The 25,947-nt window shown below is 71.6% G+C and carries 19 protein-coding genes and 1 tRNA gene; 7 read left to right on the plus strand and 13 right to left on the minus strand.

All coding sequences use genetic code 11. The features are described 5' to 3' along the window. The first annotated feature begins 91 nt into the window (after positions 1-91). Positions 92-811 carry an SIMPL domain-containing protein gene (locus ACIGAQ_RS14695; RefSeq protein WP_399782651.1) on the plus strand — a complete coding sequence of 240 codons (720 nt, stop codon included), beginning with the start codon at positions 92-94 and terminating at the stop codon, positions 809-811. Between the two features lie 167 nt (positions 812-978). Then, positions 979-2,415: a pyruvate kinase gene (gene pyk, locus ACIGAQ_RS14700; protein WP_399782654.1), complete on the plus strand. Its 1,437-nt coding sequence runs from the start codon at positions 979-981 to the stop codon at positions 2,413-2,415. 10 nt (positions 2,416-2,425) lie between these two features. Here pyk and ACIGAQ_RS14705 read toward each other — a convergent pair whose 3' ends face one another. Then, on the minus strand, positions 2,426-3,169 hold the full coding sequence (locus ACIGAQ_RS14705) for a helix-turn-helix domain-containing protein (protein ID WP_399782657.1): 744 nt from the start codon (positions 3,167-3,169) through the stop codon (positions 2,426-2,428). 106 nt (positions 3,170-3,275) lie between these two features. Beyond that, positions 3,276-3,350: transfer RNA gene (locus ACIGAQ_RS14710), tRNA-Leu, on the minus strand. A 103-nt stretch (positions 3,351-3,453) separates the two neighbouring features. On the opposite strand from ACIGAQ_RS14710, the gene ACIGAQ_RS14715 reads away from it, so the two are divergent. Further along, positions 3,454-4,110 carry a response regulator gene (locus tag ACIGAQ_RS14715; RefSeq protein ID WP_311683461.1) on the plus strand — a complete coding sequence of 219 codons (657 nt, stop codon included), beginning with the start codon at positions 3,454-3,456 and terminating at the stop codon, positions 4,108-4,110. 76 nt (positions 4,111-4,186) lie between these two features. Here the strand turns inward: ACIGAQ_RS14715 and ACIGAQ_RS14720 are convergent, their stop codons facing one another. The 8 genes from ACIGAQ_RS14720 to ACIGAQ_RS14755 form a co-directional block, all read right to left on the minus strand. Continuing rightward, positions 4,187-4,903 carry an ABC transporter ATP-binding protein gene (locus tag ACIGAQ_RS14720; protein ID WP_311683463.1) on the minus strand — a complete coding sequence of 239 codons (717 nt, stop codon included), beginning with the start codon at positions 4,901-4,903 and terminating at the stop codon, positions 4,187-4,189. Then, complete coding sequence (locus ACIGAQ_RS14725) at positions 4,900-5,763, minus strand: ABC transporter ATP-binding protein (RefSeq protein ID WP_311683465.1); 864 nt, start codon at positions 5,761-5,763, stop codon at positions 4,900-4,902. Before ACIGAQ_RS14725 ends, ACIGAQ_RS14720 begins: the two co-directional genes overlap by 4 nt. Positions 5,764-5,768: 5 nt before the next feature. After that, positions 5,769-7,580: a branched-chain amino acid ABC transporter permease gene (locus ACIGAQ_RS14730; protein WP_311683467.1), complete on the minus strand. Its 1,812-nt coding sequence runs from the start codon at positions 7,578-7,580 to the stop codon at positions 5,769-5,771. 4 nt (positions 7,581-7,584) lie between these two features. Further along, positions 7,585-8,514, minus strand: a complete 930-nt coding sequence (locus tag ACIGAQ_RS14735; RefSeq protein ID WP_309096686.1) for a branched-chain amino acid ABC transporter permease — start codon at positions 8,512-8,514, stop codon at positions 7,585-7,587. A gap of 139 nt (positions 8,515-8,653) precedes the next feature. Next, positions 8,654-9,883 carry a branched-chain amino acid ABC transporter substrate-binding protein gene (locus ACIGAQ_RS14740; RefSeq protein ID WP_311683470.1) on the minus strand — a complete coding sequence of 410 codons (1,230 nt, stop codon included), beginning with the start codon at positions 9,881-9,883 and terminating at the stop codon, positions 8,654-8,656. A gap of 575 nt (positions 9,884-10,458) precedes the next feature. Beyond that, positions 10,459-11,331: a trypsin-like serine protease gene (locus tag ACIGAQ_RS14745; protein ID WP_399782663.1), complete on the minus strand. Its 873-nt coding sequence runs from the start codon at positions 11,329-11,331 to the stop codon at positions 10,459-10,461. A gap of 118 nt (positions 11,332-11,449) precedes the next feature. Continuing rightward, positions 11,450-11,938, minus strand: coding sequence for a hotdog fold thioesterase (locus ACIGAQ_RS14750; RefSeq protein WP_311683474.1), 489 nt, complete (start codon positions 11,936-11,938; stop codon positions 11,450-11,452). A gap of 58 nt (positions 11,939-11,996) precedes the next feature. Then, positions 11,997-14,276: an FdhF/YdeP family oxidoreductase gene (locus ACIGAQ_RS14755; protein WP_399782667.1), complete on the minus strand. Its 2,280-nt coding sequence runs from the start codon at positions 14,274-14,276 to the stop codon at positions 11,997-11,999. A gap of 473 nt (positions 14,277-14,749) precedes the next feature. On the opposite strand from ACIGAQ_RS14755, the gene polA reads away from it, so the two are divergent. Beyond that, positions 14,750-17,476, plus strand: coding sequence for a DNA polymerase I (gene polA, locus ACIGAQ_RS14760; protein WP_399782670.1), 2,727 nt, complete (start codon positions 14,750-14,752; stop codon positions 17,474-17,476). Positions 17,477-17,983: 507 nt separating this feature from the next. Here polA and ACIGAQ_RS14765 read toward each other — a convergent pair. After that, positions 17,984-18,838 carry a DUF4184 family protein gene (locus ACIGAQ_RS14765; RefSeq protein ID WP_399782673.1) on the minus strand — a complete coding sequence of 285 codons (855 nt, stop codon included), beginning with the start codon at positions 18,836-18,838 and terminating at the stop codon, positions 17,984-17,986. Between the two features lie 317 nt (positions 18,839-19,155). On the opposite strand from ACIGAQ_RS14765, the gene ACIGAQ_RS14770 reads away from it, so the two are divergent. From ACIGAQ_RS14770 to ACIGAQ_RS14780, 3 genes are all read left to right on the plus strand, one after another. Further along, a complete protein-coding gene (locus tag ACIGAQ_RS14770) occupies positions 19,156-20,901 on the plus strand; it encodes a lytic transglycosylase domain-containing protein (protein WP_399782676.1) in 1,746 nt (581 codons plus the stop codon). A gap of 184 nt (positions 20,902-21,085) precedes the next feature. Next, positions 21,086-21,220: an SPW_0924 family protein gene (locus ACIGAQ_RS14775; protein ID WP_362280659.1), complete on the plus strand. Its 135-nt coding sequence runs from the start codon at positions 21,086-21,088 to the stop codon at positions 21,218-21,220. 25 nt (positions 21,221-21,245) lie between these two features. Continuing rightward, complete coding sequence (locus ACIGAQ_RS14780) at positions 21,246-22,238, plus strand: DUF3068 domain-containing protein (RefSeq protein ID WP_399782680.1); 993 nt, start codon at positions 21,246-21,248, stop codon at positions 22,236-22,238. Here ACIGAQ_RS14780 and hrpB read toward each other — a convergent pair. Both hrpB and ACIGAQ_RS14790 read right to left on the minus strand, forming a co-directional pair. Then, positions 22,228-24,768, minus strand: coding sequence for an ATP-dependent helicase HrpB (hrpB, locus tag ACIGAQ_RS14785; RefSeq protein WP_399782683.1), 2,541 nt, complete (start codon positions 24,766-24,768; stop codon positions 22,228-22,230). The genes ACIGAQ_RS14780 and hrpB overlap by 11 nt on opposite strands. Before the next feature lie 102 nt (positions 24,769-24,870). Further along, positions 24,871-25,680, minus strand: a complete 810-nt coding sequence (locus tag ACIGAQ_RS14790; protein ID WP_399783190.1) for a class I SAM-dependent methyltransferase — start codon at positions 25,678-25,680, stop codon at positions 24,871-24,873. Positions 25,681-25,947 lie beyond the last annotated feature (267 nt).

Below are 25,947 nucleotides of genomic sequence, written 5' to 3' on the forward strand. Positions count from 1 at the left end.
GGCCGCAACAGTCCCGCCAGGTTGCGATCTGATGACTCGGAACCGCCGACTCCACGCCGCCCGCCCGCCACACCGTGACAGAGTGGGGCGTATGACCGCGCCCACGGCAGACGCCTCCCAGCCCGCCGTCCCCTACGGCACGCCCGACGCCCCGCGCATCGCCGTGCGCGGCGAGGCCCGCCTCGAAGTCGACCCGGAGATCGCCCGCATCGGCATCACCGTCGCCGCCCGCGGCCGCGACCGCCGCTCCGCCCTCGACGACCTCACCCGCCGCAACGCCGGCGTCCTCGACCTGGTCAAGTCCTACGGCGACGCCGTCGAACGCCTGGAGACCGGCTCCTTCTCCATCACCCCGGAACTCACCAAGCACGGCCGCGGTGAACGCGTGCGCACCTACCACGGCAGCGTCCACGTCACCGCCGAGGTCACCGACTTCACCGCCCTCGGCGAACTCACCACCCGCCTCGCCGACCTCGACCTCACCCGCGTCGACGGCCCCTGGTGGGCCCTGCGCCCCGACTCGCCCGCCCATCGCGAGGCCCGCAAGAAGGCGGTGACGGAAGCCGTCCAGCGCGCACGCGAGTACGCCGAGGCCCTCGGCACCACCCTCGCCGCCCTGGTCGAACTCGCCGACATCGGCGCCGAGAACAGCCCGCCCGCCTACCCCCAGGCCCCTGGCCGCATGCGCTCCGCCGCCTTCGCCGGTGCCGCCGAGAGCACCCCGGCCGCCCCCCTCGACCTCGAACCCCAGCGCCAGCACGTCCACGCGCAGATCAATGCCCGCTTCACGATGGTGCCGCCGCGGCTGTGAGCCCTGCGGAGAATCGAATTCCGAATACGCGAACGAATTCCCCGACGTGCTCATCGGAGCACCCCGCCGCACAATTCAACACTTGTCAATAACGTTTCACGCAAAGTCTGTTGAGCGGCCATGCACGGCCAATTCTCTACCAGTCGGTAACTCATAGGCTCGGACCCATGCGCCGAGCAAAGATCGTCTGTACCCTTGGGCCCGCCACCGACTCGTACGACCAGATCAAAGCCCTGGTCGACGCCGGAATGGACGTGGCCCGATTCAACCTCAGCCACGGCGGACACGCCGAACACGAGGAGCGCTACCACCGCGTGCGCAAGGCCGCCGACGAGACCGGCCGCAGCGTCGGCCTCCTCGCCGACCTTCAAGGCCCGAAGATCCGGCTCGGCCGCTTCACCGAAGGCCCCGTACTCCTTGAACGCGGCGACACCTTCACCATCACCGTCGAAGACGGCGTCGAAGGCGACGGCCACCGGTGCGGCACCACCTACGCCGGCCTCGCCGCCGATGTCACCCCCGGTGAACGCATCCTCGTCGACGACGGCAAGGTCTGCCTCGAAGTCACCCAGGTCGACGGCCCCCGCGTCCACACCACGGTCGTCGAGGGCGGCGTGATCTCCGACCACAAGGGCCTGAACCTGCCCGGCGTCGCCGTCTCCGTCCCCGCCCTGTCCAAGAAGGACGAGGACGACCTGCGCTGGGCCCTGCGCACCGGCTTCGACGTCATCGCCCTGTCCTTCGTCCGCAGCGGCCGCGACATCCAGGACGTCCACCGCATCATGGACGAGGAGGGCCGCCGCCTCCCCGTCATCGCCAAGGTCGAAAAGCCCCAGGCCGTGGAGAACATCGACGACATCGTCGCCGCCTTCGACGGCATCATGGTGGCCCGCGGCGACCTCGGCGTCGAGATGCCCCTGGAACAGGTCCCGATCGTCCAGAAGCGCGCTATCACACTCGCGAGGCGCAACGCCAAACCGGTCATCGTCGCCACGCAGATGCTCGACTCGATGATCGACAACGCCCGCCCGACGCGCGCCGAGGCCTCCGACGTCGCCAACGCGGTCATCGACGGCACGGACGCGGTGATGCTGTCCGGCGAGACGAGCGTCGGCAAGCACGCCGTCGACACGGTCCGCACCATGGCCCGCATCGTCGAGGCGGCGGAGGAAGACCTCCTGGCCAAGGGCCTGCCGCCGCTGACCGAACGCAACAAGCCCCGCACCCAGGGCGGCGCGGTCGCCCGGGCGGCCGCGGAGATGGGCGACTTCCTCGGCGCGACGTTCCTGGTCGCCTTCACCCAGTCCGGCGACACGGCCCGCCGCCTTTCCCGCTACCGCTCGCCCATCCCGGTGCTCGCCTTCACCCCCGACCAGGCGACCCGCTCCCAGCTCAGCCTCACGTGGGGCGTCGAGACGTTCCTCGGTCCGCGGGTCGACTCGACGGACGCGATGGTCGACCAGGTCGACGAACTGCTCCTGCGCCACGGCCGCTGCCGCCCGGGCGACATGGTCGTCATCACGGCCGGCTCCCCACCCGGCGTCTCGGGCTCCACGAACATGGTCCGCGTCCACCACATCGCGAAGCCCGACAGCCCGCGCTAGAACGCCGCCCTCAGTACTTGGGCCCGACGTGGGCGTCCATGAGGGCCACGGAGGCTCTGCGGGCGATGGAGACGGTGCGCGCGTTCGTCCGTCTCCACTCGACTCCCACCCGGTCGAGGGTCCTGGTGAAGAGCCGGATGATGTCGGCCGAGTGGTTGGTGAAGAAGTACCGCGGATACGCGTAGAGCTTCCGCTCGCCGCCGACCAGCCGGGTGGTCCGGTTCGTCACCCGGCAGCCGTCCGAGTGAACGAGGCCGCGCACGAACTCCCACGGGTGTTCGTCGACGATCGCCTGCTGCCAGGACGCGAGGACGATCGGCCGCTCGTGCTTCTTGCCCGGGCCGGCTTGCGGGAAGAGACGCGGCCAGTGCGGGCTGTAACCGACCACGGAGACGTAGCCCCGCGCCGGGACGCGGTAGGAGCGCCCGGTCGGGCTGACGGCACGCAGGGCCGCCTCGCAGGCGTCGATCAGGCCCGGCCACGAAGCGGTGCAGGCGATACGCAGGTAATGCCCGCCGCGGCGGTGCGTGCTGATGCAGCCGTCGCCCAGATAGAGGCCGAGCAGGTAGGCGTATGCCTGCTCGTCGGGAGGTGGCCCGGGCTCCGGAGCCGCCGGGCGGGCTCTGGGCTGCAGGCGGACTTGCCAGGAGCGGATCGCCGCCCGGGAGATGCCGGTTTCCCTGCTGACCGAGTTCAGGCTGCGGCCTTGCGCGACCAGAGCCAGTGCCCGCTCGCGCGTTCCGACGTCGTACATACGGCCACTTTCGACGGCACCCCCTTGATGGAGGGAGCAAAAAGCGGATGTTCACGAGAACGTGGACATCCGCTTCGAAAGGGTGACCTTGGAAACCAAGGAAAAGTGCCCCGGGTCGGACTCGAACCGACACTGTATGGGTTTTGAATCCATTGCCTGCTGCCAATTGGGCTACCGGGGCCCGGTGAATCCAAGGTTGACCCGGACCCACTGCCCGACCACCATACCGCAGCTAGGTACGCTCTTGGGAGCAGTACCGGCCTGCCCCGTACCAAGGAGCCCACGTGAGCGCCCCCGAGTCGCCCCAGCCTGTTGACGTGCCTGATGAGGACAAGTCGCACGTGCCTCCGATGACGACCCGCGTCGTCATCGCCGAGGACGAGGCCCTGATCCGGCTCGACCTCAAAGAGATGCTGGAGGAGGAGGGGTACACCGTCGTCGGTGAGGCCGGTGACGGTGAGCAGGCCGTGGAGCTGGCCCGTGAGCACCGCCCCGACCTGGTGATCCTGGACGTGAAGATGCCCAAGCTGGACGGCATCTCCGCGGCCGAGAAGATCGCCGAGGAGAGCATCGCGCCGGTGCTGATGCTGACCGCCTTCTCCCAGCGGGACCTCGTCGAGCGCGCCCGGGACGCCGGTGCCATGGCGTACCTCGTGAAGCCGTTCAGCAAGACCGACGTCGTGCCGGCGATCGAGATGGCCGTCTCCCGCTTCACGGAGCTGAAGGAGCTGGAGAAGGAGGTCGCCGACCTCACGCTCCGCCTGGAGACGCGCAAGCTGGTGGACCGGGCGAAGTCGATCCTGCAGACGGAGTACGGACTGAGCGAGCCGGCCGCGTTCCGGTGGATCCAGAAGACGTCGATGGACCGCCGCATGTCGATGCAGCAGGTCGCGGAGGCGGTCATCCAGGACGCCGAGGAGAAGAAGGCCGGCAAGGGCTGATCCGGCAGGACGAGGAAAGCGGCCTGTTCCCTTCCGCCCGGAAGGGAACAGGCCGCTTTCGTGTACGGCCGGGACCTCAGTCCTCGCCCAGGTACGCCTTGCGCACCGACTCGTCGTGCAGCAGGTCCTGCCCCGTGCCGGACAGGACGATGTTGCCGACCTCCATGACGTGGCCCTGGTCGGCCAGGGAGAGCGCCGCCTGGGCGTTCTGCTCGACCAGGAGGATCGTCGTGCCCTGGGACTTCAGCTCCGAGATCGTCGCCATGATCTTCTGCATCATGATCGGGGAGAGACCCATGGAGGGCTCGTCGAGCATGAGCAGCTTGGGCTGGGACATCAGGGCCCGGCCCATGGCGAGCATCTGCTGCTCGCCGCCGGAGAGGGTTCCGGCGGCCTGGTTGCGGCGTTCGCCGAGGATGGGGAAGAGGTCGTACGCCTTCTGGATGTCCTTCTCGATGCCTTCCTTGTCCTTGCGGAGGAAGGCGCCGAGCTGGAGGTTCTCGAAGATCGTCAGGCGCGGGAAGATGTGCCGGCCCTCGGGGGAGTGGGCCAGGCCGAGGGAGACGATCTTGTGGGCGGGGACCCCGCTGAGGGGCTTGCCGTCGAAGAGGATCTTCCCGGCCGTGGGCTTGAGCAGGCCCGACAGGGTGCGCAGGGTGGTCGTCTTGCCGGCGCCGTTGGTGCCGATGAGGGTGACGACCTGCCCGGCGTCCACGCTGAAGGAGATGCCCTTGACGGCTTCGATCTTGCCGTAGGAGACCCGGAGGTCCTCGACCTCGAGGAGTGCGGTCACTTGGCTTCTCCCTTGGTGCTGCTGGTGGTGCTGGGCGCTTCCGCTGCGGCTTCGGCGGCCTCGACCTCGGCGGCTTCGGCCTCACCGGGGTCGCCTTCGAACGGCTCTCCGAGGTAGGCGGCGACGACCCGCTCGTCGGCCTGGACGACCTCGGCGGTTCCCTCGACGAGCTTCTCGCCCTGGACGAGGACGGCGACGCGGTCGGAGAGGTTGAAGACGAAGCGCATGTCGTGCTCGATGAGCAGGACGGCGATGCCCTTGTCGCGGATGGCGAAGACGAGTTCCTCGGTGGCCCGCGTCTCCTGCGGGTTCATGCCGGCGGTGGGCTCGTCGAGGAGGAGCAGGCCGGGCTCGGAGGCCATGGCGCGTGCGATCTCCAGCTTGCGCTGCTCGCCGTAGGGGAGGTTGCGGGCGAGGTGGTCGCGCTTGTGGGCGAGGCCGATGAACTCCAGGAGTTCCATGGCGCGTTCCTCGCTGGCGCGTTCGGCCTTCTTGAAGCCGGGGCCGCGCAGGAGGGCGGACCAGAGGCCTTCCTTGGTCCGCGTGTGGCGGCCGACGAGGACGTTCTCCAGGACCGTCATGTTGGCGAACAGGCGGATGTTCTGGAAGGTGCGGGCGATGCCGGCCTGGGTGACCAGGTGGGGCTTGGGCGGGAGCACGGTGCCCTTGTAGGAGACGGTGCCCTCGGTGGGGACGTACAGGCCGGTCAGGCAGTTGAAGAAGGTGGTCTTGCCGGCGCCGTTGGGGCCGATGAGGCCGACGATCTCGCCGGCGTTGACCGTGAAGTCGACGGAGCGGACGGCGGTGAGGCCGCCGAAGCGCATCGTGACGTCGCGGGCTTCGAGTACAGGTGTCGTCATGATGGTTACGCCCCCGCCTTGGTGACGGCCGGTTCGTCGGTCAGCGTGGTCTGTTTCGGTACGTCGAGTTGGCCGGTCTCGTGGAATTCGAGCTGGCGCCGGCGGTTGGCGATGATGCCTTCGGGGCGGAAGCGCATCAGCAGGATGAGCGCGATGCCGAAGGCGAGGAGCGACTTCTCCTGGAGGAAGACGAGCTTCTCGGGGAGCAGGTAGAGCAGGGCCGCGCCGAGGAGCGGTCCGGCGACGGTTCCCATGCCGCCGAGGACGACCGCGGCCAGGAGGAACGCGGAGTTGGGCGGGGTGGAGCCGGCGAACTGGTACGGCGTGGGGACCACGCTGTAGGTGACGTGGGCGCTGACGGTGCCGGCGAGGCCGGCGAGGGCGGCGCCGAGGGCGAAGGCGATGAGCTTGACGCGGAAGCCGTTGATGCCCATGGCGGTGGCGGCGGTCTCGTCCTCGCGGATGGCGATCCAGGAGCGGCCGATGCGGGAGTCCGCGGCGCGCGTGTAGACCAGGACCACGATGGCCATGATCAGGACCATCAGCAGGTAGTAGTTGGCGAACCGGCCGAGGGTGAACCCGCCGATGTCGTGGGCCTCTCCGAAGTTGAAGCCGAAGAGCTTCAGGTCGGGGATGGAGGGGATGCCGTTGGGGCCGTTGGTGACGTCGGGTCCGGACTGGCCGTCCATGTTGTTGACGGCGATGCGGAAGATCTCACCGAAGCCGAGGGTGACGATGGCGAGGTAGTCGCCGCGCAGCCGCAGGGTCGGGGCGCCGATGAGGACGCCGAAGACCAGGGAGGCGGCGGCGCCGGCCAGGGCGGAGGCCCAGAAGGGCAGGTGGACGCCGGAGATGGTGGAGAACTCGGAGCCGGAGACGAGGGCGGCGGTGTAGGCGCCGACGCCGAGGAAGGCGACGTATCCGAGGTCGAGGAGTCCTGCGAGGCCGACGACGATGTTCAGGCCGAGGGCCACGGTCCCGAAGATCAGGATGTTGACGCCGATGTTGGCGTAGTGGTCGTCGGTCTGGGTGAAGGGGAAGGCGATGGCCGCGGCGAAGCCCATGGCGAGGGTGAAGCTGCGGTTGGCGGCGACGAGCGCGGAGAAGCGGTCGAGGAGGCCGGCGGTGTGCAGCGCCCAGATGGCGAAGACGACGACGAAGAGGTAGCCGACGAAGAGTTCGCCGTACTCGGTGTCGATGCCGTAGGTGAAGACGCCGAGGCCGATGATCGTCACGACGGTGATGACGGCTCGCTGGACCCAGGGCGCGACGGCCTGGGGGGCGGCGATCCGCTCGGGCTTGGCGACGTAGTCCTTCAGGGCCGCCTTGGTGCCGGTGCCGGTGCGCTCCTGGGGGAGGGCGAAGGCGCCGAGGACGGGCAGCAGGGAGGCCACGGCCGCGATCCAGCCGCCGGGTTCGAGGTTGACGACGCCGCCGAGCGTGGAGCTGATGGCGATGACGGTGAACCAGGTGACGGCGAAGCCGCCGAGGGCGGTGAGCACGAGGGGTGCGTTGTTGCGGGCGGGCAGCAGCCAGCCGAGTCCGCGGATGCCGTAGGAGGCGAGGGCGAACAGGGCGGTGAGCAGGCCGGCGGTGAAGGTGAGCCACTGCAGGCCGCCGGGGTAGCCGTTGATGGTGAGGTCGCCGGGGAACTCGTCGGTCCAGGTCCAGGCGAGGAACGCGGAGGCCGCGGTGGCGATGCCGCCGCCGAGCAGCAGGCCGCGGGCGGCCGCGAGGGGCAGCGGGACGAGGCCGCGCGGTGCGGGCGTCGGGGTGGGGACGGCGTCCGGCACTTCGGTCTTGGTCGTCTCGGTCATGTGATCACGCCCTGTCCGCGACGCGCTCGCCGAGCAGGCCCTGTGGCCTGAAGAGGAGCACGAGGATGAGGAGGCAGAAGGCCCACACGTTGGCCCAGCTCTGGCCGCCGAGCTGCTGCATGCCGGGGATCTCGTCGATGTAGGCGGAGGCGAGGGTCTCGGCGATGCCCAGGACGATGCCGCCGAGCATGGCGCCGTAGATGTTGCCGATGCCGCCGAGGACGGCCGCGGTGAAGGCCTTGAGGCCCATCAGGAAGCCCATGCGGTAGTCGACGTTGCCGTACTTGAGTCCGTAGGCGACGGCGGCGACGGCGGCGAAGAAGCCGCCGATGGCGAAGGCGATGACGATGATGCGGTTGGTGTCGATGCCCATCAGCTGCGCGGTGTCGGGGTCCTGCGCGGTGGCCTGCATGGCGCGGCCGGTGCGGCTGCGGCGCACGAAGAAGGCGAGGGCGGCCATGCAGATGACGGCGGCGAGGATGAGGAAGATGTCGGCGTCCTTGATGGTGACGGAGCCGATCTCGTGGGTGGCGTCGAGTCCCGGGAAGGCGCGGGCGCGGTCGGCGCCGGGGTAGAAGTTGCGCACGACCTCCTGGAGGGCCAGGGAGAGGCCGATGGCCGTGATGAGCGGTGCCAGGCGTGGTGCTCCGCGCAGGGGCCGGTAGGCGAACCGTTCCGCTCCGACGGCTATGAGGATGGCCACGAGGGCGCCGCCGAGGAGCATCAGGGGTACGGCGAGAGCCATCGAGGTGCCGTCGGGCAGGATGTAGAAGTAGACCGTGAGGGCGCCGAACGCCCCGGTCATGAAGATCTCGCCGTGCGCGAAGTTGATGAGCTGGACGATGCCGTACACCATCGTGTAGCCGATGGCGATCAGCCCGTACATCGAGCCGAGAAGCAGCCCGTTGGCCAGCTGCTGCGGCAGGGTGTTCACCGCATGGCCTCCATGTCGCTGGTGGTCGTGTGCACTGGATGCGTGCGTGGTCGCGTGCTGTGTGGGGGTGTGAAAACGGGCCGCGCGGTCGGGGTCGTCCTCCCGCGCGGCCCGTGGTGCGGCTTGTGGGGGGCCGGTACTACTGCAGGTCGGCGGTGCCGGTCTCGACGGCCTTCCAGGCGCCCTTCTCGACCTGGTACACCGTCAGCTGCTTGTTGGTGGTGTCGCCGTACTGGTCGAAGGAGATCTTGCCGGTGAGGCCTTCGAAGTCGGACTTCTGGACACCGTCGACGACCTTGGAGCGCAGGTCGTTGATGTCGCTGGGCACCTTGCCGCCGTTGGCGTCGGCAGCGGCCTTCACGGCCTTGATGATGGCGGTGGTGGCGTCGTAGGCGTAGGCGCCGTAGGCGCCGTAGTCGCCCTTGTAACCCTTGTCCTTGTAGGTCTGGATGAACTGCTTGGCGGCGGGCAGGGTGTCGGCGGGGACACCGATCGCCGTGGCGAGGTCACCCTCGGAGGACTTGCCGGCGGCCTCGATGTAGGTGGAGGCGAACATGCCGTCGCCGCCGAACAGCGGGATCTTGACGCCGGCGTCCTTGAGCTGCTTGGTGATCAGCGCGGACTCGTCGTACTGGCCGCCGTAGTAGAGCAGGTCGGCGCCGGAGTTCTTGATCTTGGTGACGAGGGAGCCGAAGTCCTTGTCGCCGGTGTTGACGTGGTCGGTGCCGACGACCTTGCCGCCGAGCTTCTTGTACTGCTCGGCGAAGATCTTGGCGAGACCGGCGCCGTAGGTCTGCTTGTCGTCGACGACGAAGGCCTTCTTCTTCTTGAGGCCGTTGAACGCGTAGCCGGCGGCGAAGCTGCCCTGCAGCTCGTCGGTGGTGGCGGTGCGGAAGTAGGTCTTGAACGGGCGCTTCTTGTCCGTCTGCCAGTTCTTGCCCTGGGTCAGCTCCGGGTTGGTGTTCGCCGGGGAGATCTGGACCATGTTGGCCGAGGCGAAGACCTGCTGCATCGTCTGGGCGACGCCGGAGTTCAGCGGGCCGACGGCGCCGACGGCGGTCTTGTCGCCGACGATGTTGGTGGCGTTGGACTGTCCGGTCGCGGGCTGCGCCTTGTCGTCCAGGGCCTTGAGCTGGAACTTCACGCCCGGGACCCAGTTGTTCTTGTTGGCGTCGTCGACGGCTATCTGGGCGCCGTACTGGATGCCGAGGCCGGTGGTGGAGTTCTCACCGGAGAGGGGCGCGTCCACGCCGATGGTCAGAGTGGTGCTGCTCCCGCTGTCTCCGCCCTTGTCACCGCTGTCGTCTCGGGAACCGCAGGCGGTGAGAGTCAGAGCTCCGGTCGTGAGAACGGAGGTAAGAATCACCAAGGAACGCTGTCGCACAATCAGTCCTTTCACAGGCAGGCCCCGCCCTGGTCGGGGGGTGAGTGCCGCGCTGGTACCGAACTCCCGATGTGGAGCGGTGACTGGCCGTGACTCTAAGCCCGGGCTAAGGGCAGGGTCAGTGGTGCGGGCTCGCTTGTGACTTTCTTGTTATGACGGGGTGGATGCCCGGTCTCGGCGACGGACCCTCTCGGCGGGTTTGGTGGATTTTCGCCGAAGTCCGCATTCTGAGAACGCGCACTTCCGGTTGGCCGTGGCTGAGATCGTGTGCTGCCGGGGCCGCAGGCCACGGGGGCAAGATCGGAAAGGTTACGGGCGCGGGAGCGGCCGAAGAGGGAATCGCGGTGTTGTATTGCGCGCGCGTTACGGAGCGTTACGTAGAGAAAAGACGGGGCGGCATCCGGGGCGGTGGGAAGGGGAGCGGGAAAGGACCGTTTTCGACGGTTCGGGAGTTCCGGGATCTTCCGGGGCTGTGAAGAGGGGGCACGCCGAACGCCCCGCCGCTTCGGGCTCGGACCCGGGTGCGGCGGGGCGTTCGGCGGTGGCGTGGCCGGTGCCGGCTACGGAAGCTGGGTGAAGGGCGCCAGGAACGCGCGGGCCCCGGGCGTGTCCAGACGGTACGTCACATTCGTGGCGTAGCAGGGGGTGTCGCCGGTGATGGTGGTGGCTGCGAGGACGCGCTTGCCGCCCAGCGTCGCGAAGTTGGGGCCTCCCGAATCGCCGTAGCAGGCGCCGCCGTTGCCCTGCGGCGCGGTCATGGCGAGCCGGGCCCAGGAGTCGTTGAGGGCGTTGAAGGTGACGGGTGCCTTCATACGGACGCCGCCGCCGGGGTGGGTCTGGCCGCCGGGGCCGTTGACGGCCTCCTGGGTGCCGTATCCGGCGACGACCCAGTCGGTGGCGCTCAGGCCCTGCGGTCCCAGCCTGCCGAGCTGGTTCGCGGTGGGCAGGGCGGCCGGGGTGAAGCTCCAGCGGGCCTTGATCGCGGCGGCGGACACCTGGACCACCGCGATGTCGTGGGTGTCGGAGGCGGGTCCCGGGTAGCCGGGGTGCGAGTGGGCGGTGCCCGGGACGGCGACGGCGGCGGCCTGCGCGGCGGGGTCGCCGGGGTACTTCTTCGCCGCCGCGTCGAGCCCGGCCTGCACGTCCTGGTCGAGGGAGACGTGGAAGCGCACGTTGTCGGGCCAGTCGGTGGTGCAGTGCGCGGCGGTCAGGAAGGTGTCCCGGTCGATCATGGTGCCGGAGCAGACCCAGTCGACCCGGTCGGGTGTCGCCGGGTCGCCGTCGTCGTCCCAGGTGGCCACGAGCGCGCCGACCTCGGTGCGTTCGGGGGCGGGCGTGGCGTTGTAGGAGTTGATCGCGGACGACGGCAGCGCGGTGGCCAGCACGGCGGCACTGGCCGCGGCGATGACGGCGATGGCACGTACGGAGCTCAAGAGAAACCCTTCTGGGGGTGGGACGGGCCTTCTCCTGTGGGGGCGGAGCGTCAGTGAAGCGCCCGGGGGCGGCCGCGGCAAGGGCCCGGCCGCCCCTCCAGGGTTTTCCCTACGTCCCTCAGCTCGCGGAGCGGACGAGCTCCTCGTCGCCCGGCCTCACGTCACGCAGCAGACAGGTCAGCCGGGCCGTGCACACCCGCTTGTCGTTCTCGTCCGTGATGACGATCTCGTAGGTGGCGGTCGTGCGGCCCCGGTGCACGGGCGTGGCCACGCCCGTGACCACGCCGGAGCGGGCCCCGCGGTGGTGCGTGCAGTTCAGGTCGACGCCCACGGCGATCTTGGAGCTGCCGCCGTGCAGCATCGAACCGACCGAGCCGAGCGTCTCGGCGAGCACCGCGGAGGCCCCGCCGTGCAGCAGCCCGTAGGGCTGGGTGTTGCCCTCCACCGGCATCGTTCCGACGACCCGCTCCGCCGAGGCCTCCACGATCTGGACGCCCATCCGGGTGCCGAGGTGGCCCGCGGAGAACAGGGCCGGGAGGTCCACGCCGAGCGCGGCGTACTCGTCGATGACCTCTTGCGGGAACTTCACGTGCTGCTGCTCACCCATGGGGCCCGGCTCCGTTCGTCTGATCGCTGCGGCGCTGTCTCACTGCCTGAGCGAACGCTCAGTCGGTCGCCGATTGTTCCAGACGCACCACGACGGACTTGCTGGCCGGGGTGTTGCTGGTGTCCGCCGTGGCGTCCAGCGGCACCAGCACGTTCGTCTCCGGGTAGTACGCGGCGGCACAGCCGCGGGCCGTCGGGTAGTGCACGACCCGGAAGCCCGGCGCCCTGCGCTCCACACCGTCCCGCCACTCGCTCACCAGGTCCACGTACGACCCGTCCGCCAGCCTCAGCGCCCGGGCGTCCTCGGGGTTGACCAGCACCACCCGGCGGCCGCCCCGGATGCCCCGGTAGCGGTCGTCCAGGCCGTAGATCGTGGTGTTGTACTGGTCGTGCGAGCGCAGCGTCTGCAGCAGCAGGCGGCCCTCGGGCAGGTGCGGGAACTCCACGGGCGCGGCGGTGAAGTTGGCCTTGCCGGTGGCGGTCGGGAAGCGGCGCTCGTCGCGCGGGGCGTGGGGGAGCGCGAAACCGCCCGGGCGGTCCACGCGCGTGTTGAAGTCCTCGAAGCCGGGGATCACGCGCGCGATGCGGTCGCGGATCGTCGCGTAGTCCTTCTCGAACTCCTCCCACGGCGTGCGGCTGTTCTCGCCCAGCACCCGGCGGGCCAGACGGCACACGATGGCCGGCTCCGACAGCAGATGCGGGCTCGCGGGCTCCAGGCGGCCCCGGGAGGCGTGCACCATGCCCATCGAGTCCTCCACCGTCACGAACTGCTCGCCGCCGCCCTGCAGATCGCGCTCCGTACGGCCGAGCGTCGGCAGGATCAGGGCCCGCGCGCCGGTGACCACGTGCGAGCGGTTCAGCTTCGTCGACACGTGCACCGTCAGCCGGGCCCGCCGCATGGCCGCCTCGGTGACCTCCGTGTCCGGCGACGCCGAGACGAAGTTGCCCCCCATCGCGAAGAACACCTTCGCCTCGCCGTCGCGCAGGGCGCGGATCGCCCGTACGACGTCGTAGCCGTGCTCGCGCGGGGGCGCGAAGCCGAACTCCCGCTCCAGGGCGTCCAGGAAGGCCGGGGCGGGCCGCTCGAAGATGCCCATCGTGCGGTCGCCCTGCACGTTCGAATGCCCGCGCACCGGGCACACGCCCGCGCCCGGGCGGCCGATGTTGCCGCGCAGCAGGAGGAAGTTGACGACCTCGCGGATCGTGGGCACGGAGTGCTTGTGCTGGGTCAGGCCCATCGCCCAGCACACGATGGTGCGTTCGGAGGCGAGGACCAGGGCGAGGGCCTTGTCGATGTCCTCCCGGGTCAGGCCGGTCGCCGCGAGCGTCTCGTCCCAGTCGGCGGCGCGGGCGGCCTCGGCGAACTCCTCGAAACCGTCCGTGTGCTCCCGCACGAACGCCTCGTCGACCGCGCCCTCCCGCTCCAGAATGAGCTTGTTGAGGAGACGGAACAGCGCCTGGTCGCCGCCGATGCGGATCTGCAGGAACAGGTCCGTGAGCGCGGCGCCCCTGAGCATGCCCTGCGGGGTCTGCGGGTTCTTGAAGCGCTCCAGGCCCGCCTCGGGCAGGGGGTTGACGGTGATGATCCGTGCGCCGTTGGCCTTGGCCTTCTCCAGGGCGGAGAGCATGCGCGGGTGGTTCGTGCCGGGATTCTGGCCGGCGACGATGATCAGATCCGCCCGGTACAGGTCCTCCAGCAGGACGCTGCCCTTGCCGATGCCGATCGTCTCCGACAGGGCCGAGCCGGACGACTCGTGGCACATGTTCGAGCAGTCGGGGAGGTTGTTCGTGCCGAGCTCGCGCGCGAAGAGCTGGTAGAGGAACGCGGCCTCGTTGCTGGTGCGGCCCGAGGTGTAGAAGACGGCCTCGTCGGGGGAGGTGAGGGCGGCGATCTCCTCGCCGATGATGTCGAACGCGCGCTCCCAGGTGACCGGCTCGTAGTGCGTGCCGCCCTCCGGGAGGTACATGGGGTGGGTGAGGCGGCCCTGCTGCCCCAGCCAGTAGCCGCTGCGGCCGGCCAGGTCGGCGACCGGGTGCGCGGCGAAGAACTCGGGCGTGACGCGGCGCAGCGTGGCCTCCTCGGCCACCGCCTTCGCGCCGTTCTCGCAGAACTCCGCCCTGTGCCGGTGCTCCGGCTCCGGCCAGGCGCAGCCCGGGCAGTCGAAGCCGTCCTTCTGGTTCACGCTCAGCAGCGTCAGCGCCGTGCGCTTGACGCCCATCTGCCGCTGGGCGATGCGCAGGGTGTGCCCGATCGCGGGGAGCCCCGCCGCCGCGTGCTTCGGCCCGGCGACCTGCGGCGCGTCCTGGACCGGATCACTCTTGGGTGGCTTCGACGCCATCGCACGCTCCCCTTCGGCTGCGCTGTGAGGTACGTCTCCGATCCTCGCACGCGGCGGTGACAACGGGTGAGGGCGGCCCGGGCCCGGGGGATGGGCCTGAGGCTTGGGGCTTGGGGCTTGAGGTCTGGGGCGCCGGGCCCGGGGGCGGGGCCTGGGGCGTGGGGCCCCGCAGCCGGAGACGGGGCCCGGGCCTGGGTTTCAGGGGCCGGCCTGGAGCTGAGGGCCTGGGCCTCAGGGCTTACCTGCGCACGGCCTTTGCCGTCGCCGGTCCCTGCCGGAAGCCCGGCCCGGAGCGGATCTTCGCCGGCACCTGACCCGGCCCGCCCCCACAGGGCCACGAGGCCCTCACACCGTCCGCCCGGTGCGCAGCCCCGCTCCGTACGACCCGCGCCGTCACTCGGTCCGGCTTCGTCCCGGCCCGGCGCGGACCGGGGCGGGGCCGAGTGTCAGTGGGGCGTGGCAGGATCGGGGGCGTGGCAGAGACAGCATCGAAGACGACCGACACGACCTCCGGCGGCAGCCGTCCGCGACTGATGCTCATGGACGGGCACTCGCTGGCCTATCGCGCGTTCTTCGCGCTGCCCGCGGAGAACTTCACGACCGCGACGGGCCAGCCGACGAACGCGATCTACGGCTTCGCGTCGATGCTGGCGAACACGCTCCGCGACGAGGCGCCCACGCACTTCGCGGTCGCCTTCGACGTCTCCCGCAAGACCTGGCGCTCCCAGGAGTTCACGGAGTACAAGGCGAACCGCTCCAAAACCCCGGACGAGTTCAAGGGCCAGGTCGAGCTGATCTGCGAGCTCCTCGACGCGATGGGCGCCGCCCGCTTCGCCGTCGACGGCTTCGAGGCGGACGACGTCATCGCCACGCTCGCCACGCAGGCCGAGGCCGAGGGCTTCGACGTCCTGATCGTCACCGGCGACCGGGACTCGTTCCAGCTGGTCAGCGAGCACATCACGGTGCTCTACCCGACCAAGGGCGTCTCCGAGCTGACCCGCTTCACCCCGGAGAAGGTGTTCGAGAAGTACGGGCTGACGCCCGCGCAGTACCCCGACTTCGCGGCCCTGCGCGGCGACCCCTCCGACAACCTCCCCGGCATCCCCGGGGTCGGTGAGAAGACCGCCGCGAAGTGGATCAACCAGTTCGGTTCCTTCGCCGAGCTCGTCGAGCGCGTCGACGAGGTCAAGGGCAAGGCCGGCCAGAACCTCCGCGACCACCTGGAGGCGGTCAAGCTCAACCGCCGCCTCACCGAGCTGGAGCGCCGGGTCGAGCTCCCCAAGGGAGTCACGGACCTGGAGCGCGCCCCGTACGACCGCAAGGCCGTCGCGATGGTCCTGGACACCCTGGAGATCCGCAACCCCTCGCTGCGCGAGCGGCTCTTCGCCGTGGATCCCGGCGCCGAGGAGGCCGAGACCACCCCGATCAGCGCCGAAGGCGTGGAGCTGGACGGCACGGTGCTCGCCACCGGCGAACTCACCGCCTGGCTCACGGAGCACGCCACCGGGCCCGTCGGCATCGCCACGGTCGACACCTGGGCGCTGGGCACGGGCTCCGTCGCCGAGGTCGCCCTGGCCGCGCCCGGCGGACCGGCCGCCTGGTTCGACCCCTCCCAGCTGGACGAGGCCGACGAGAGGGCCTTCGCGGCCTGGCTCGCCGACGCCGCGCGGCCCAAGATCTTCCACAACGCCAAGGGCGCCATGCGGGTCTTCGCCGAGCACGGCTGGAGCGTCGAGGGCGTCACCATGGACACCGCGCTGGCCGCCTACCTGGTCAAGCCGGGCCGCCGCTCCTTCGACCTGGACGCGCTGTCCCTGGAGTACCTGCACCGCGAGCTCGCCCCCGCCGCCGCGGCCGACGGCCAGCTCGCCTTCGGCGCGGACGAGGGTGCCGAGGCCGAGGCCCTGATGATCCAGGCCCGTGCCGTCCTCGACCTCGGCCAGGCCTTCGAGAGCCGCCTGGAGGAGGTCGGCGCCGCGGACCTGCTGCGCGACATGGAGCTGCCGACGTCCGCGCTGCTCGCCCGCATGGAGCGGCACGGCATCGCGGCCGACCGGGCCCATCTGGAGGCCATGGAGCAGATGTTCGCCGGCGCCGTCCAGCAGGCGGTGAAGGAGGCGCACGCGGCGGCCGGGCACGAGTTCAACCTGGGTTCGCCCAAGCAGCTCCAGGAGGTCCTCTTCGGCGAGCTGGCCCTGCCCAAGACCAAGCGCACCAAGACCGGCTACACCACGGACGCGGACGCCCTGGCCTGGCTGGCCGGCCAGACGGACAACGAACTGCCGGTGATCATGCTCCGCCACCGTGAGCAGGCCAAGCTGCGCGTCACGGTCGAGGGCCTGATCAAGACGATCGCCGCGGACGGCCGCATCCACACGACGTTCAACCAGACGGTCGCCGCCACCGGCCGCCTCTCCTCGACGGACCCGAACCTCCAGAACATCCCGGTCCGCACCGACGAGGGCCGCGCGATCCGCCGCGGCTTCGTGGTCGGCGAGGGGTTCGAGTCCCTCATGACGGCCGACTACAGCCAGATCGAGCTGCGCGTGATGGCCCACCTCTCCGAGGACGAGGGCCTGATCGAGGCGTTCACCTCGGGCGAGGACCTGCACACCACGGCCGCGTCCCAGGTCTTCGCGGTCGAGCCGGACGCGGTGGACGCCGAGATGCGCCGCAAGATCAAGGCCATGTCGTACGGCCTGGCCTACGGGCTGTCCGCCTTCGGGCTCTCCCAGCAGCTGAACATCGAGGCGGCGGAGGCCCGCGCCCTGACGGACGCGTACTTCGAGCGGTTCGGCGGCGTGCGGGACTATCTGCGCCGGGCGGTCGACGAGGCCCGGGCGACGGGCTACACCGCCACGCTCTTCGGACGCCGGCGCTACCTGCCCGACCTCAACAGCGACAACCGCCAGCGCCGTGAGGCCGCCGAGCGGATGGCCCTCAACGCGCCGATCCAGGGCACGGCGGCCGACATCGTGAAGATCGCCATGCTCAAGGTGGACGGCGCCCTGAAGGAGGCGGGCCTGTCGTCCCGCATGCTCCTCCAGGTCCACGACGAAATCGTCCTGGAGGTCGCTCCCGGCGAGCGGGCGGCCGCGGAGGAACTGGTCCGCCGTGAGATGGCCGACGCGGTCCGGCTCCGTGTCCCGCTGGGCGTCTCGGTGGGCGCGGGACCGGACTGGGAGTCGGCGGCGCACTGACGTCTGTGCCGTGGTGTCGGGGGCCGGCCCCCTCGGGCAGGGCCCTCGACACCCCCGGCATCCCGCCGGGGACCCGTCACTCGCGTGGCCGCCGAGAAGACGCTCCGCCTCCCGGTCCTCGCAAGGATGCGGGCATGGGTATACGCACGCTCATCCGCCGCACGGCCCCAGACGTGACACTCCGCGCGACGCTCCCACCGGTCTTCCGCGCGGTGCTCCCGTCGGTCGTCCCGCGCGTGGCGCCCCCGCCGGCGTTCCGCACGGCGCTCCCACGGGCCCTCCACGCGGCGCTCCCACGGGCCCTCCGCGCCGCGCTCCCGTGGGTCCCTGTCCCGGTCGTCGCGGTCGGCGTCAGCACCGTGCGCGTCCCGGCCGGTTCCTCCGCGGCCCCGAGCGGCGGCGCGGCACACCGCCGGCCACGCAGGCCCCACGGTCGACGGGCCGCCGCCCTCGGCCGGGCAGCGGCAGATGTCCGCCGGCGTCTGGCGCACGGCCGTGAGGCCACCCTCAGCGAACCGCCGAGCGGCTCGGTTCCTCACCGACGCGGCCGGGACCGCCGCAGGCCGGAACCGGACGCCACGCCCTGACGGCCACGGCGTGGAGCAGCAGCGCCGGGACGAGCCCCGCGCCCGCGCCGAAGCACACCGTCGGGATGATCTCCCACGGCTTCGCCGCCGACCCCCAGTAGGCCCACCACCGCGCCGCCCGCTGCACCGCACCCACCAGCGCGAAACCACCGATCACGGCCACGGCCGCCCACCGGTCCCGGACCGACAGCACCGGAACCCCCACCGGCTCGCCCGCCGGCATCCGCCGCAGCCCGCGCGCCACGAACAGGGCGATCACGACCGCCGCCACCGCCGAACCGCCGTACTGCAGGTACCAGTACAGCGGCGAGCCCGCCACCTCCCGCCCCAGCACCGGGAACACCCGCATCCCCCACCGGTCGAGATGCGTGAACGCGTCCCACACGACATGCGTCAGCGACCCGAGCACCGCGGACCCGTACCAGCGCGCCACCAGCGCGGGCCGCACCCGCGCACGGGGCGAACCGCACCGCACCAGCGCGGCCAACCGCCCCTGCCGGGCCCGCGGCAGCAGCGCCACCAAGGGCTCGCGCAGAAGCAGCCACAGCCCCACCAGCGCCCAGGTGACCAGCACATCGACCGTGAACACACCGGGAAACGCGTGCGTGACATCCCCGAACGCCATCGCCTCGGGCAGCACACTCGCCGCGTAATAGGTCATGTCGGGCGCGAAGGTTCCCGCCACGAGCACGGCGGGCACCAGCCGGCCCCGGCCGCTCCCGTCGGTGCGCAGGACGGGCAGCACGGCCGCCGCGTGGCTCAGCGTGAACGGCAACTCGGCTCCTCGCGACGGTCGTTACCAGGGGCGATCACAGGGCCCCAGTATGGGCGACGGCACGCGCTGCAATGCCGGACGCCCTCCGCGTGGCCAACCGGTGAAAACCGGGCACGAACGGGTGTCTGAGGAAAGCAAGTTGTCGTAGGGTCGCCAGGGTCACCGATCCGGTGCCGGAGAGATGCCTTCCGGAGGGCAACCACCCGGGCCGGTCGATCGTCACAACAGAGCGAACGCAACAGCAGTACGCGAACGCACCACACGGAGCGCAACAGACAGAGACGGGCGCTCGGGCGTCCACGGGAGGGGTTCACTCTATGGCGGCGCAATTCGGCAGGAGGCTGCGCAAAGGGGCGGCGACGACCGCCGTGGCCGCGGTGGCGGTCGCGGCCTTGTCCGCCTCCCAGGCCCCGGGCGTGAACGACCACGGTAGACAGACCGCCGCCGACGCCACCCCGTCGCCCGACGTGAGCGCCTCCGACGGCAGCGCCACCGGCAACTCGCCGTACTACACGGACCTGCCGCCGCTGAAGAGCCCCAACCCCTCCCCGTCCACCGGGCCGTCCCCGAGCGGCCAGGGCGAGACCGAGTCGGGCATCCCCGCCACCGTCCTCGACGCGTACAAGAAGGCCGAGGCCTCGCTGCGCGCGTCCAAGCCCGGCTGCAACCTGCCCTGGCAACTCCTCGCGGCCATCGGCCGGGTGGAGTCGGGGCAGGCCCGCGGCGGCCGGGTCGACGCCGAGGGCACCACGATCGGGAAGATCCTCGGCCCGCAGCTCGACGGCAACGGCTTCGCCCTCATCAAGGACACCGACAACGGCGCGTACGACGGCAACAGCGCGTACGACCAGGCCGTCGGCCCCATGCAGTTCATCCCGTCGACCTGGGCGTGGGCGGGCCGCGACGGCAACGCGGACGGCAAGAAGGACCCCAACAACATCTACGACGCCGCGCTCGCCGCCGGCCACTACCTCTGCCGCAACAACTGGGACCTGTCCGTCCAGGACGACCTCGACAGGGCGATCCTCAGCTACAACAACTCGCGCGAGTACCTCAACCTCGTCATGAGGTGGCTGGACTTCTACCGCAAGGGCACGCACGAGGTCCCCGACGGCACGGGCACGCTGCCGGGCAACCGCAGCGACGGCGGCTCCGGCGCGGGCAGCGACCGGTCCACACCGTCCAGTCCGGCCGCGCCGAGCACGCCCGGCCAGGGCGCCGGCAAGCCGAAGCCCAGCCCCAAGCCGGAGAAGCCCGGCGGCGGCACCCCGAGCCCCAAGCCGCCCACCACCCCACCCGGCTCGCCGACCCCACCGCCCTCGACGTCCCCCACGCCCACCGACACGGTGGACCACCTGGAGAACGCGGGAGCGGCGAAGCTCACCGCCATGGCCGGCGACGCCTTCACCCAGCGCATCAGCACCCGCGCCGAGACGAAGGCCGGCAAGGCCGTCGCCAAGGTCCGCGTCCGGTTCACCATCCTCGGTGACACGGACACGACCTTCACCGGTGGCGAGAGCGTGGCCACGGTCGCCACCAACAGCTCCGGCGTGGCCGTCGCGCCCGCGTTGCAGGCCGGGGAGAAGACCGGCGCCGTCACGATCCGGGCCACCGTCGTGGGCCGGACGGTCCCCGGCCTCGACTACACGGCCACCGTCACCGAACGCGCCGCCGACAAGCTCGCCCGCACCGGTGACGCGGCGCTGACCTGCGTGGCGGGCGGCGAGTTCGCCGACGCGGTCCAGGTGAAGGCGACGTACCAGGGCGCCGTCGCCGACGGGGTCGCGGCCACGGCCACCCTCGTCAAATCGGCCGCCGATACCGCCGCCAACGACAAGGGCCCCTACTTCAAGGACGCCGCCGGCAAGCCCGTGCGCACCCTGGCGGGCCTGAAGACCGACGCGAACGGCCTGCTGACGCTGCCGAAGCTGTACGCGGACGACACGGCCGGCACCTTCCTGCTGCGCGTCACCACCGCGGGCGGTGCGACCCTCACCGTCGAACTGACCGTGACGGCCGCCGCGACGTCCTCGCCGAGCCCCTCGGCCGACCCGAGCGCGTAGCTCCCGGGTACGACGGACGGCGCCCCTCTCTCAGGAGGGGCGCCGTTCTTCGTGTTTGCGTGCGTGCGAGTGTGCGTGCGGACGGTCGTCGTTGTGTGTGCAACGTGTTCTCATCTCCGCCGGGCGTTGCTACGGTGCCGAGAAACCTGACGGTGCATCAGCTCCGTCCGTGGGGAGGCCCCGTATGCGTGCCCTCATCGCCGCCGCCATCGGTCTCGCCGCCGCGTTCGCCCTGGTGCTGACGGTGACCGCCCTCGGCCAGCCCTCCGGCGGCACGTCCCCGAAGCCCCTGCTGACGACCGTGCCCGCACACCCCTGACCGCCCGCCCGGGAGGGAGGCCGAGATGCGCCGCAAGGCCGGCCTGGTCCTGCTCGCCCTCGCCGTGTTCTTCGCGGCCCTGTCCCCGCTGCTGCGCTGGTACGCCTTCCCGCGCCTGGCCAAGATCCCCGCCGACCACTACCAGGACATGGTCCTGGAGGCGCGCGACGCCACCCTCCTCGACTACGCCACCATGCGGGCGAAGCAGGTCCCCAAGGTCACCGTCGTGCAGACCCTCAAGGGCAACGTGGAGGCCTCCGAGCGGATCGAGGAGTCGGCGGGCCGGGACGTGGTCGTCTGGGACGGCCTGTCCTACGTCGTCGGCCCCGACGGCAGGATGGTCTCGAAGATTCCCGAGCGCTACATCTTCGACGCGCACACCCAGGAGCCCGTGCACGCCACCGGCGAGATGGTCGACGGGGACCCGGTGCGCCGCGAGGGCATCGAGTTCAAATGGCCGTTCCTCACCGAGAAGAGGGACTACGCCTACTTCGACGCCCAGGCCCGCGTCACCGCCCCCATCCACTACAAGGGCACCCGGGACTTCCGGGGCCTGGAGGTCTACTACTTCGAGCAGACCATCCCCTGGACCGAGGTCCCGATCCCCAAGACCCTGCCCGTCGAGGGCCTCACCGCCGAGGCGGTCGCCAAGACCGGCACGACCCGCTGGTACACCACGGTCCGCAAGTTCTGGGTCGAACCCCTCACCGGCGCCCCCGTCTACGGCGAGGAGATCCACCGGGAGGAACTGCGCGGCGGCACCCTCCTCGGCGACCGCGACAAGGTCACCGCGTTCGCGGGCCACGTGAAGATGCGCGAGGACTACACCGCGCACACCGTCGACCTGGTGACGTCGCAGCGCCTGCTCCTGCTGCTGCTCACGTCCTGGCTGCCGTGGGGCTTCCTGGCGCTCGCCGTCCTCCTGCTGGCCCTCGCGCTGTACGTGGAGGCCCGGGGCCGCCGCCGGCCGGGACCCACCGCCACGAAGGCAGACGACCCGTCGCCCGTCACCGCCTGAGCCGCGCGTTGGTGTGCCGGGTCGGCTCGGCCCCGGCCGGGTCCTGCGGCCACGGGTGCTTCGGGTACCGCCCGCGCAGCTCCGCCCGCACGCCCTGGTAGCCGTCCCGCCAGAAGGAGGCGAGATCGGCGGTGACGGCGGCCGGCCGCCCGGCCGGGGACAGCAGGTGGACCAGCAGCGGCACCCCGGCGATCCGGGGCGACTCCTGGAGGCCGAACATCTCCTGCAGCTTCACCGCGAGCACCGGCTGCTCGGGGCGCGAGTAGTCGATCCGGATCCGCGACCCGCTCGGCACGGTCATCCGCTCCGGCGCCAGCTCGTCGAGCCGGCCGGCCTCGCCGGACGCCCACGGCAGCAGCCGGGCGAGCGCCTCGCCGGCATCGATCCGCGCCAGATCCGCCCGCCTGCGGGCCCGGCTCAGCTCCGGCTCCAGCCACTCCTCCACGCGCGCGTGGAGGGAATCGTCACCGACGTCCGGCCAGGGCTCACCGAGATGCAGCCGCAGAAACGCGAGCCGCTGCCGCAGCACCCCGGCCTCCGGCGACCACCGCAGCAGCCCGAACCCCTCCTGCCGCAGCCCCTCCAGCAGCGCCCCGCGCACCAGCCCCGGGTCGGCGTCCCGCAGCGCCCGCACGGTCAGCTCCACGGCCCCCAGCCGCTCCACCCGCCGCGCCACGACGTCCCCGCCGTCCCATCCGACCTCCTCCCGCTCCTCCAGCAGCGTCCCGGCCGCGAGCCGCGCCACGTCCTCGTCGACCGCCGCCCCGAGCCGCACGCGTGCGTGCCCCTTCCCGACGGGCCGGTCGGCGACGGCCACGGCGATCCACGGAACGCCCCGCAGCGCGCTCCCGTCACCGACCTCGGCACGGGTCCCGGAGACCATCAGATACGACCCGCCGTCGCTCCTGGCGACCCGCTCGGGGAAGGCGAGGGCGGCGACGACACCGACCTGCCGCTCCTCCCGGGAGTCCGCCGGAATCCCGGCGCCGGCCTCTCGCGACAAGGCGCCGGCCGGAGGAAGGGCGACCCCCGAGGCGACGCCCTGCAGCCGCCGTACCTCACTCCGCCACCGCGAGGCGTAGGCGTCACCCCCACGCCGGGCCCGCCGCAACGCACCCGCCAGGTCGTCCCCGTACTCCCGGGGCGTCTCCTCGCTCAACAGCGCGACGACCTCGGCGGCCCGCTCGGCCCCCACGAACGGCACGGAGTCCAGCAGGGCCCGCCCCAGCCGCGGATGCAGTCCCAGCCGGGCCAGCGCGGCACCGCGCTCGGTGGCCCGACCGGCGGAGTCCACCGCCCCCACGGCCTCCAGCACCTCCCGGGCCGCCGCCATGCCCCCGGAGGGCGGTGCGTCCAGCAGTGCCAGCCCGGACGCGTCCGGATCACCCCAGCACGCCACCTGCAACGCGAACGCCGTCAGGTCGGCCACCTTGATCTCCGGAGCGGGGAAACGCGGCAGACGCGCGTCCTCGGCCTCCGCCCAGCACCGGTACACCACCCCCGGCGCCTCGCGCCCGGCCCGCCCCGCCCGCTGCCGTCCGGCCGCCCGGGACGCCCGCACCGTCGTCAGCGCGCTCAGTCCGCGCGCGTGGTCGACCCGCGGCTCGCGGGCCAGTCCCGAGTCCACGACGACGCGCACCCCCGGCACCGTCAGGGACGACTCGGCGAGCGACGTCGACAGCACCACCCGCCGCCGCTCCCCGGGGACCAGCACGGCGTCCTGCACGGCAGCCGGGGCCCGCCCGTGCACCTGCACCACGTCCACCTCGCCCGATTCCCCGAGCTGCCCGGCCACCCGGGCGATCTCCCCGACGCCCGGCAGGAAGCACAGCACGTCGCCCTCCCGCTCGGCCAGCGCCCGCCGCACCACCGACGCCACGTGCGCCAGCAGCGCCGGATCGACCCGCATGCCGTGCGGCGGCCGCACCGGGCGCGCCGGCGGCGCCCACACCACGTCGACCGGGTGGGCCGCCCCGTGCGCCTCGACCACCGGCGCGCCGCCCAGCAGCTCCGCCCAGCCCTGGGCGTCGGTCGTCGCCGACGCCGCCACCAGCCGCAGCTCCGGCCGCAGGGTCCCGCGCACGTCCCACAGGAACGCCGCCGCGGTGTCCGCGTCCAGATGCCGTTCGTGGCACTCGTCGAGCACCACCACGTCCACGCCCGCCAGCTCCTGGTCGCGCTGCAGCCGCTGGAGCAGCACACCGGTCGTCACGACCTCCACGCGCGCGTGCCGCCCGACGACCCGCTCCCCGCGCACGGTGTAGCCGACGCTCCCGCCGACCCGCTCACCCAGCAGCCAGGCCATCCGCCGCGCCGCCGCCCGGGCCGCGATCCGCCGCGGCTCGGCGACCACCACCCGCCGCTCCGGCCCCTCCCCGAGCAGGCCTGCCAGCGCCAACGGCACCAGGGTCGTCTTCCCCGTGCCCGGCGGCGCCACGAGCACGGCGGTGCCGTGCCCCTCCAGGGCGTCGTCCAGGGCGGGCAGGGCACCGCGTACGGGCAGGGCGTCCAGGGCGTCGTAACGGATCACGGTTCTCAGTGTCGTACGGCGGCGGAGGGGCCCCGCACGCGCGGGTGCCTCAGTCCCTCCCCGGCCCTCGGTCGTGGGGGACCCCTTCGGTCGTGGGGACCACTAGCTTCGCTCGCACACGAAGATGGCCGTGCCGGGGATCAGGTTCCCGCGCAGCGGCGACCAGCCACCCCACTCGGACGTGTTCCAGGCCGGCCACTCCGGCTCCACCAGGTCGACCAGCCGGAAGCCCGACGCGACGACGTCGCGGACGCGGTCGCCCAGCGTGCGGTGGTGCTCCACGTAGACCGCGCGCCCCTCCTCGTCCTGCTCGACGTAGGGCGTGCGGTCGAAGTACGAGCCCGACACCGTCAGCCCCTCGGGGCCCGGCTCGTCCGGGAACGCCCAGCGGATCGGGTGCGTCACCGAGAAGACGAGCCGACCCCCGGGCCGCAGCACCCGGCGCACCTCGCGCAGCACCAGGCACGGATCGGCCACGAAGGGCAGCGCCCCGTACGCGGAGCAGGCCAGGTCGAACGAACCGTCCGCGAAGGGCAGCGCACCGGCGTCGGCGCACACCAGGGGGAACGATCCGCCGATCCGCAGCGCGTGCTGCAGCTGCCGGTGCGAGATGTCCAGGGCCACCGGACGCGCCCCCTGGGCGGCCAGCCAGCGCGAGCACTGGGCGGCGCCGGCGCCGATCTCCAGCACGTCCCGGCCCTTCAGCTCCTCCGGCGGGCCGAGCAGCTCCGCCTCCACCTCGTCCAGACCCTCGGGACCCCACACGAAGCGGTCGTCGCCGAGGAACGTGCCGTGCTCGGTCTGGTACTCGTCCGCGTTGCGGTCCCACCAGCCACGGTTGGCGCGGGAGCTCTCCGTGACATCGGCGGTACGCCGCGTGGCCTCGGGTTCGGACGCTTCGGGCTCTTGGATGATCGGCTCCCTCGTCGTACTCTTCCGTCCAGCCGGTCCCGGAGGTCACGAAGGGGTCGTCGCAGGGCCCGCGTGGCCTCGAACGACACGACTTGTGCCGGGAATGCGGTGTTCCGCCCCGCGTGGGCGGCTTCGCGCATTGACCCCGCCCGGCTGCCCCCGTATGCTACAAGTTGCGCTGCGGGCCTGCGCACCTCAGACGTAGCAGGCTGCGCTCGCATCTGTATGTATGTCCCCTCGGTTGTCGAGGCGCCACCGTTGTTGTGT

The sequence above is a fragment of the Streptomyces sp. NPDC085932 genome (genome assembly GCF_044540525.1).
In the GTDB taxonomy this organism is placed as follows: domain Bacteria; phylum Actinomycetota; class Actinomycetes; order Streptomycetales; family Streptomycetaceae; genus Streptomyces; species Streptomyces levis.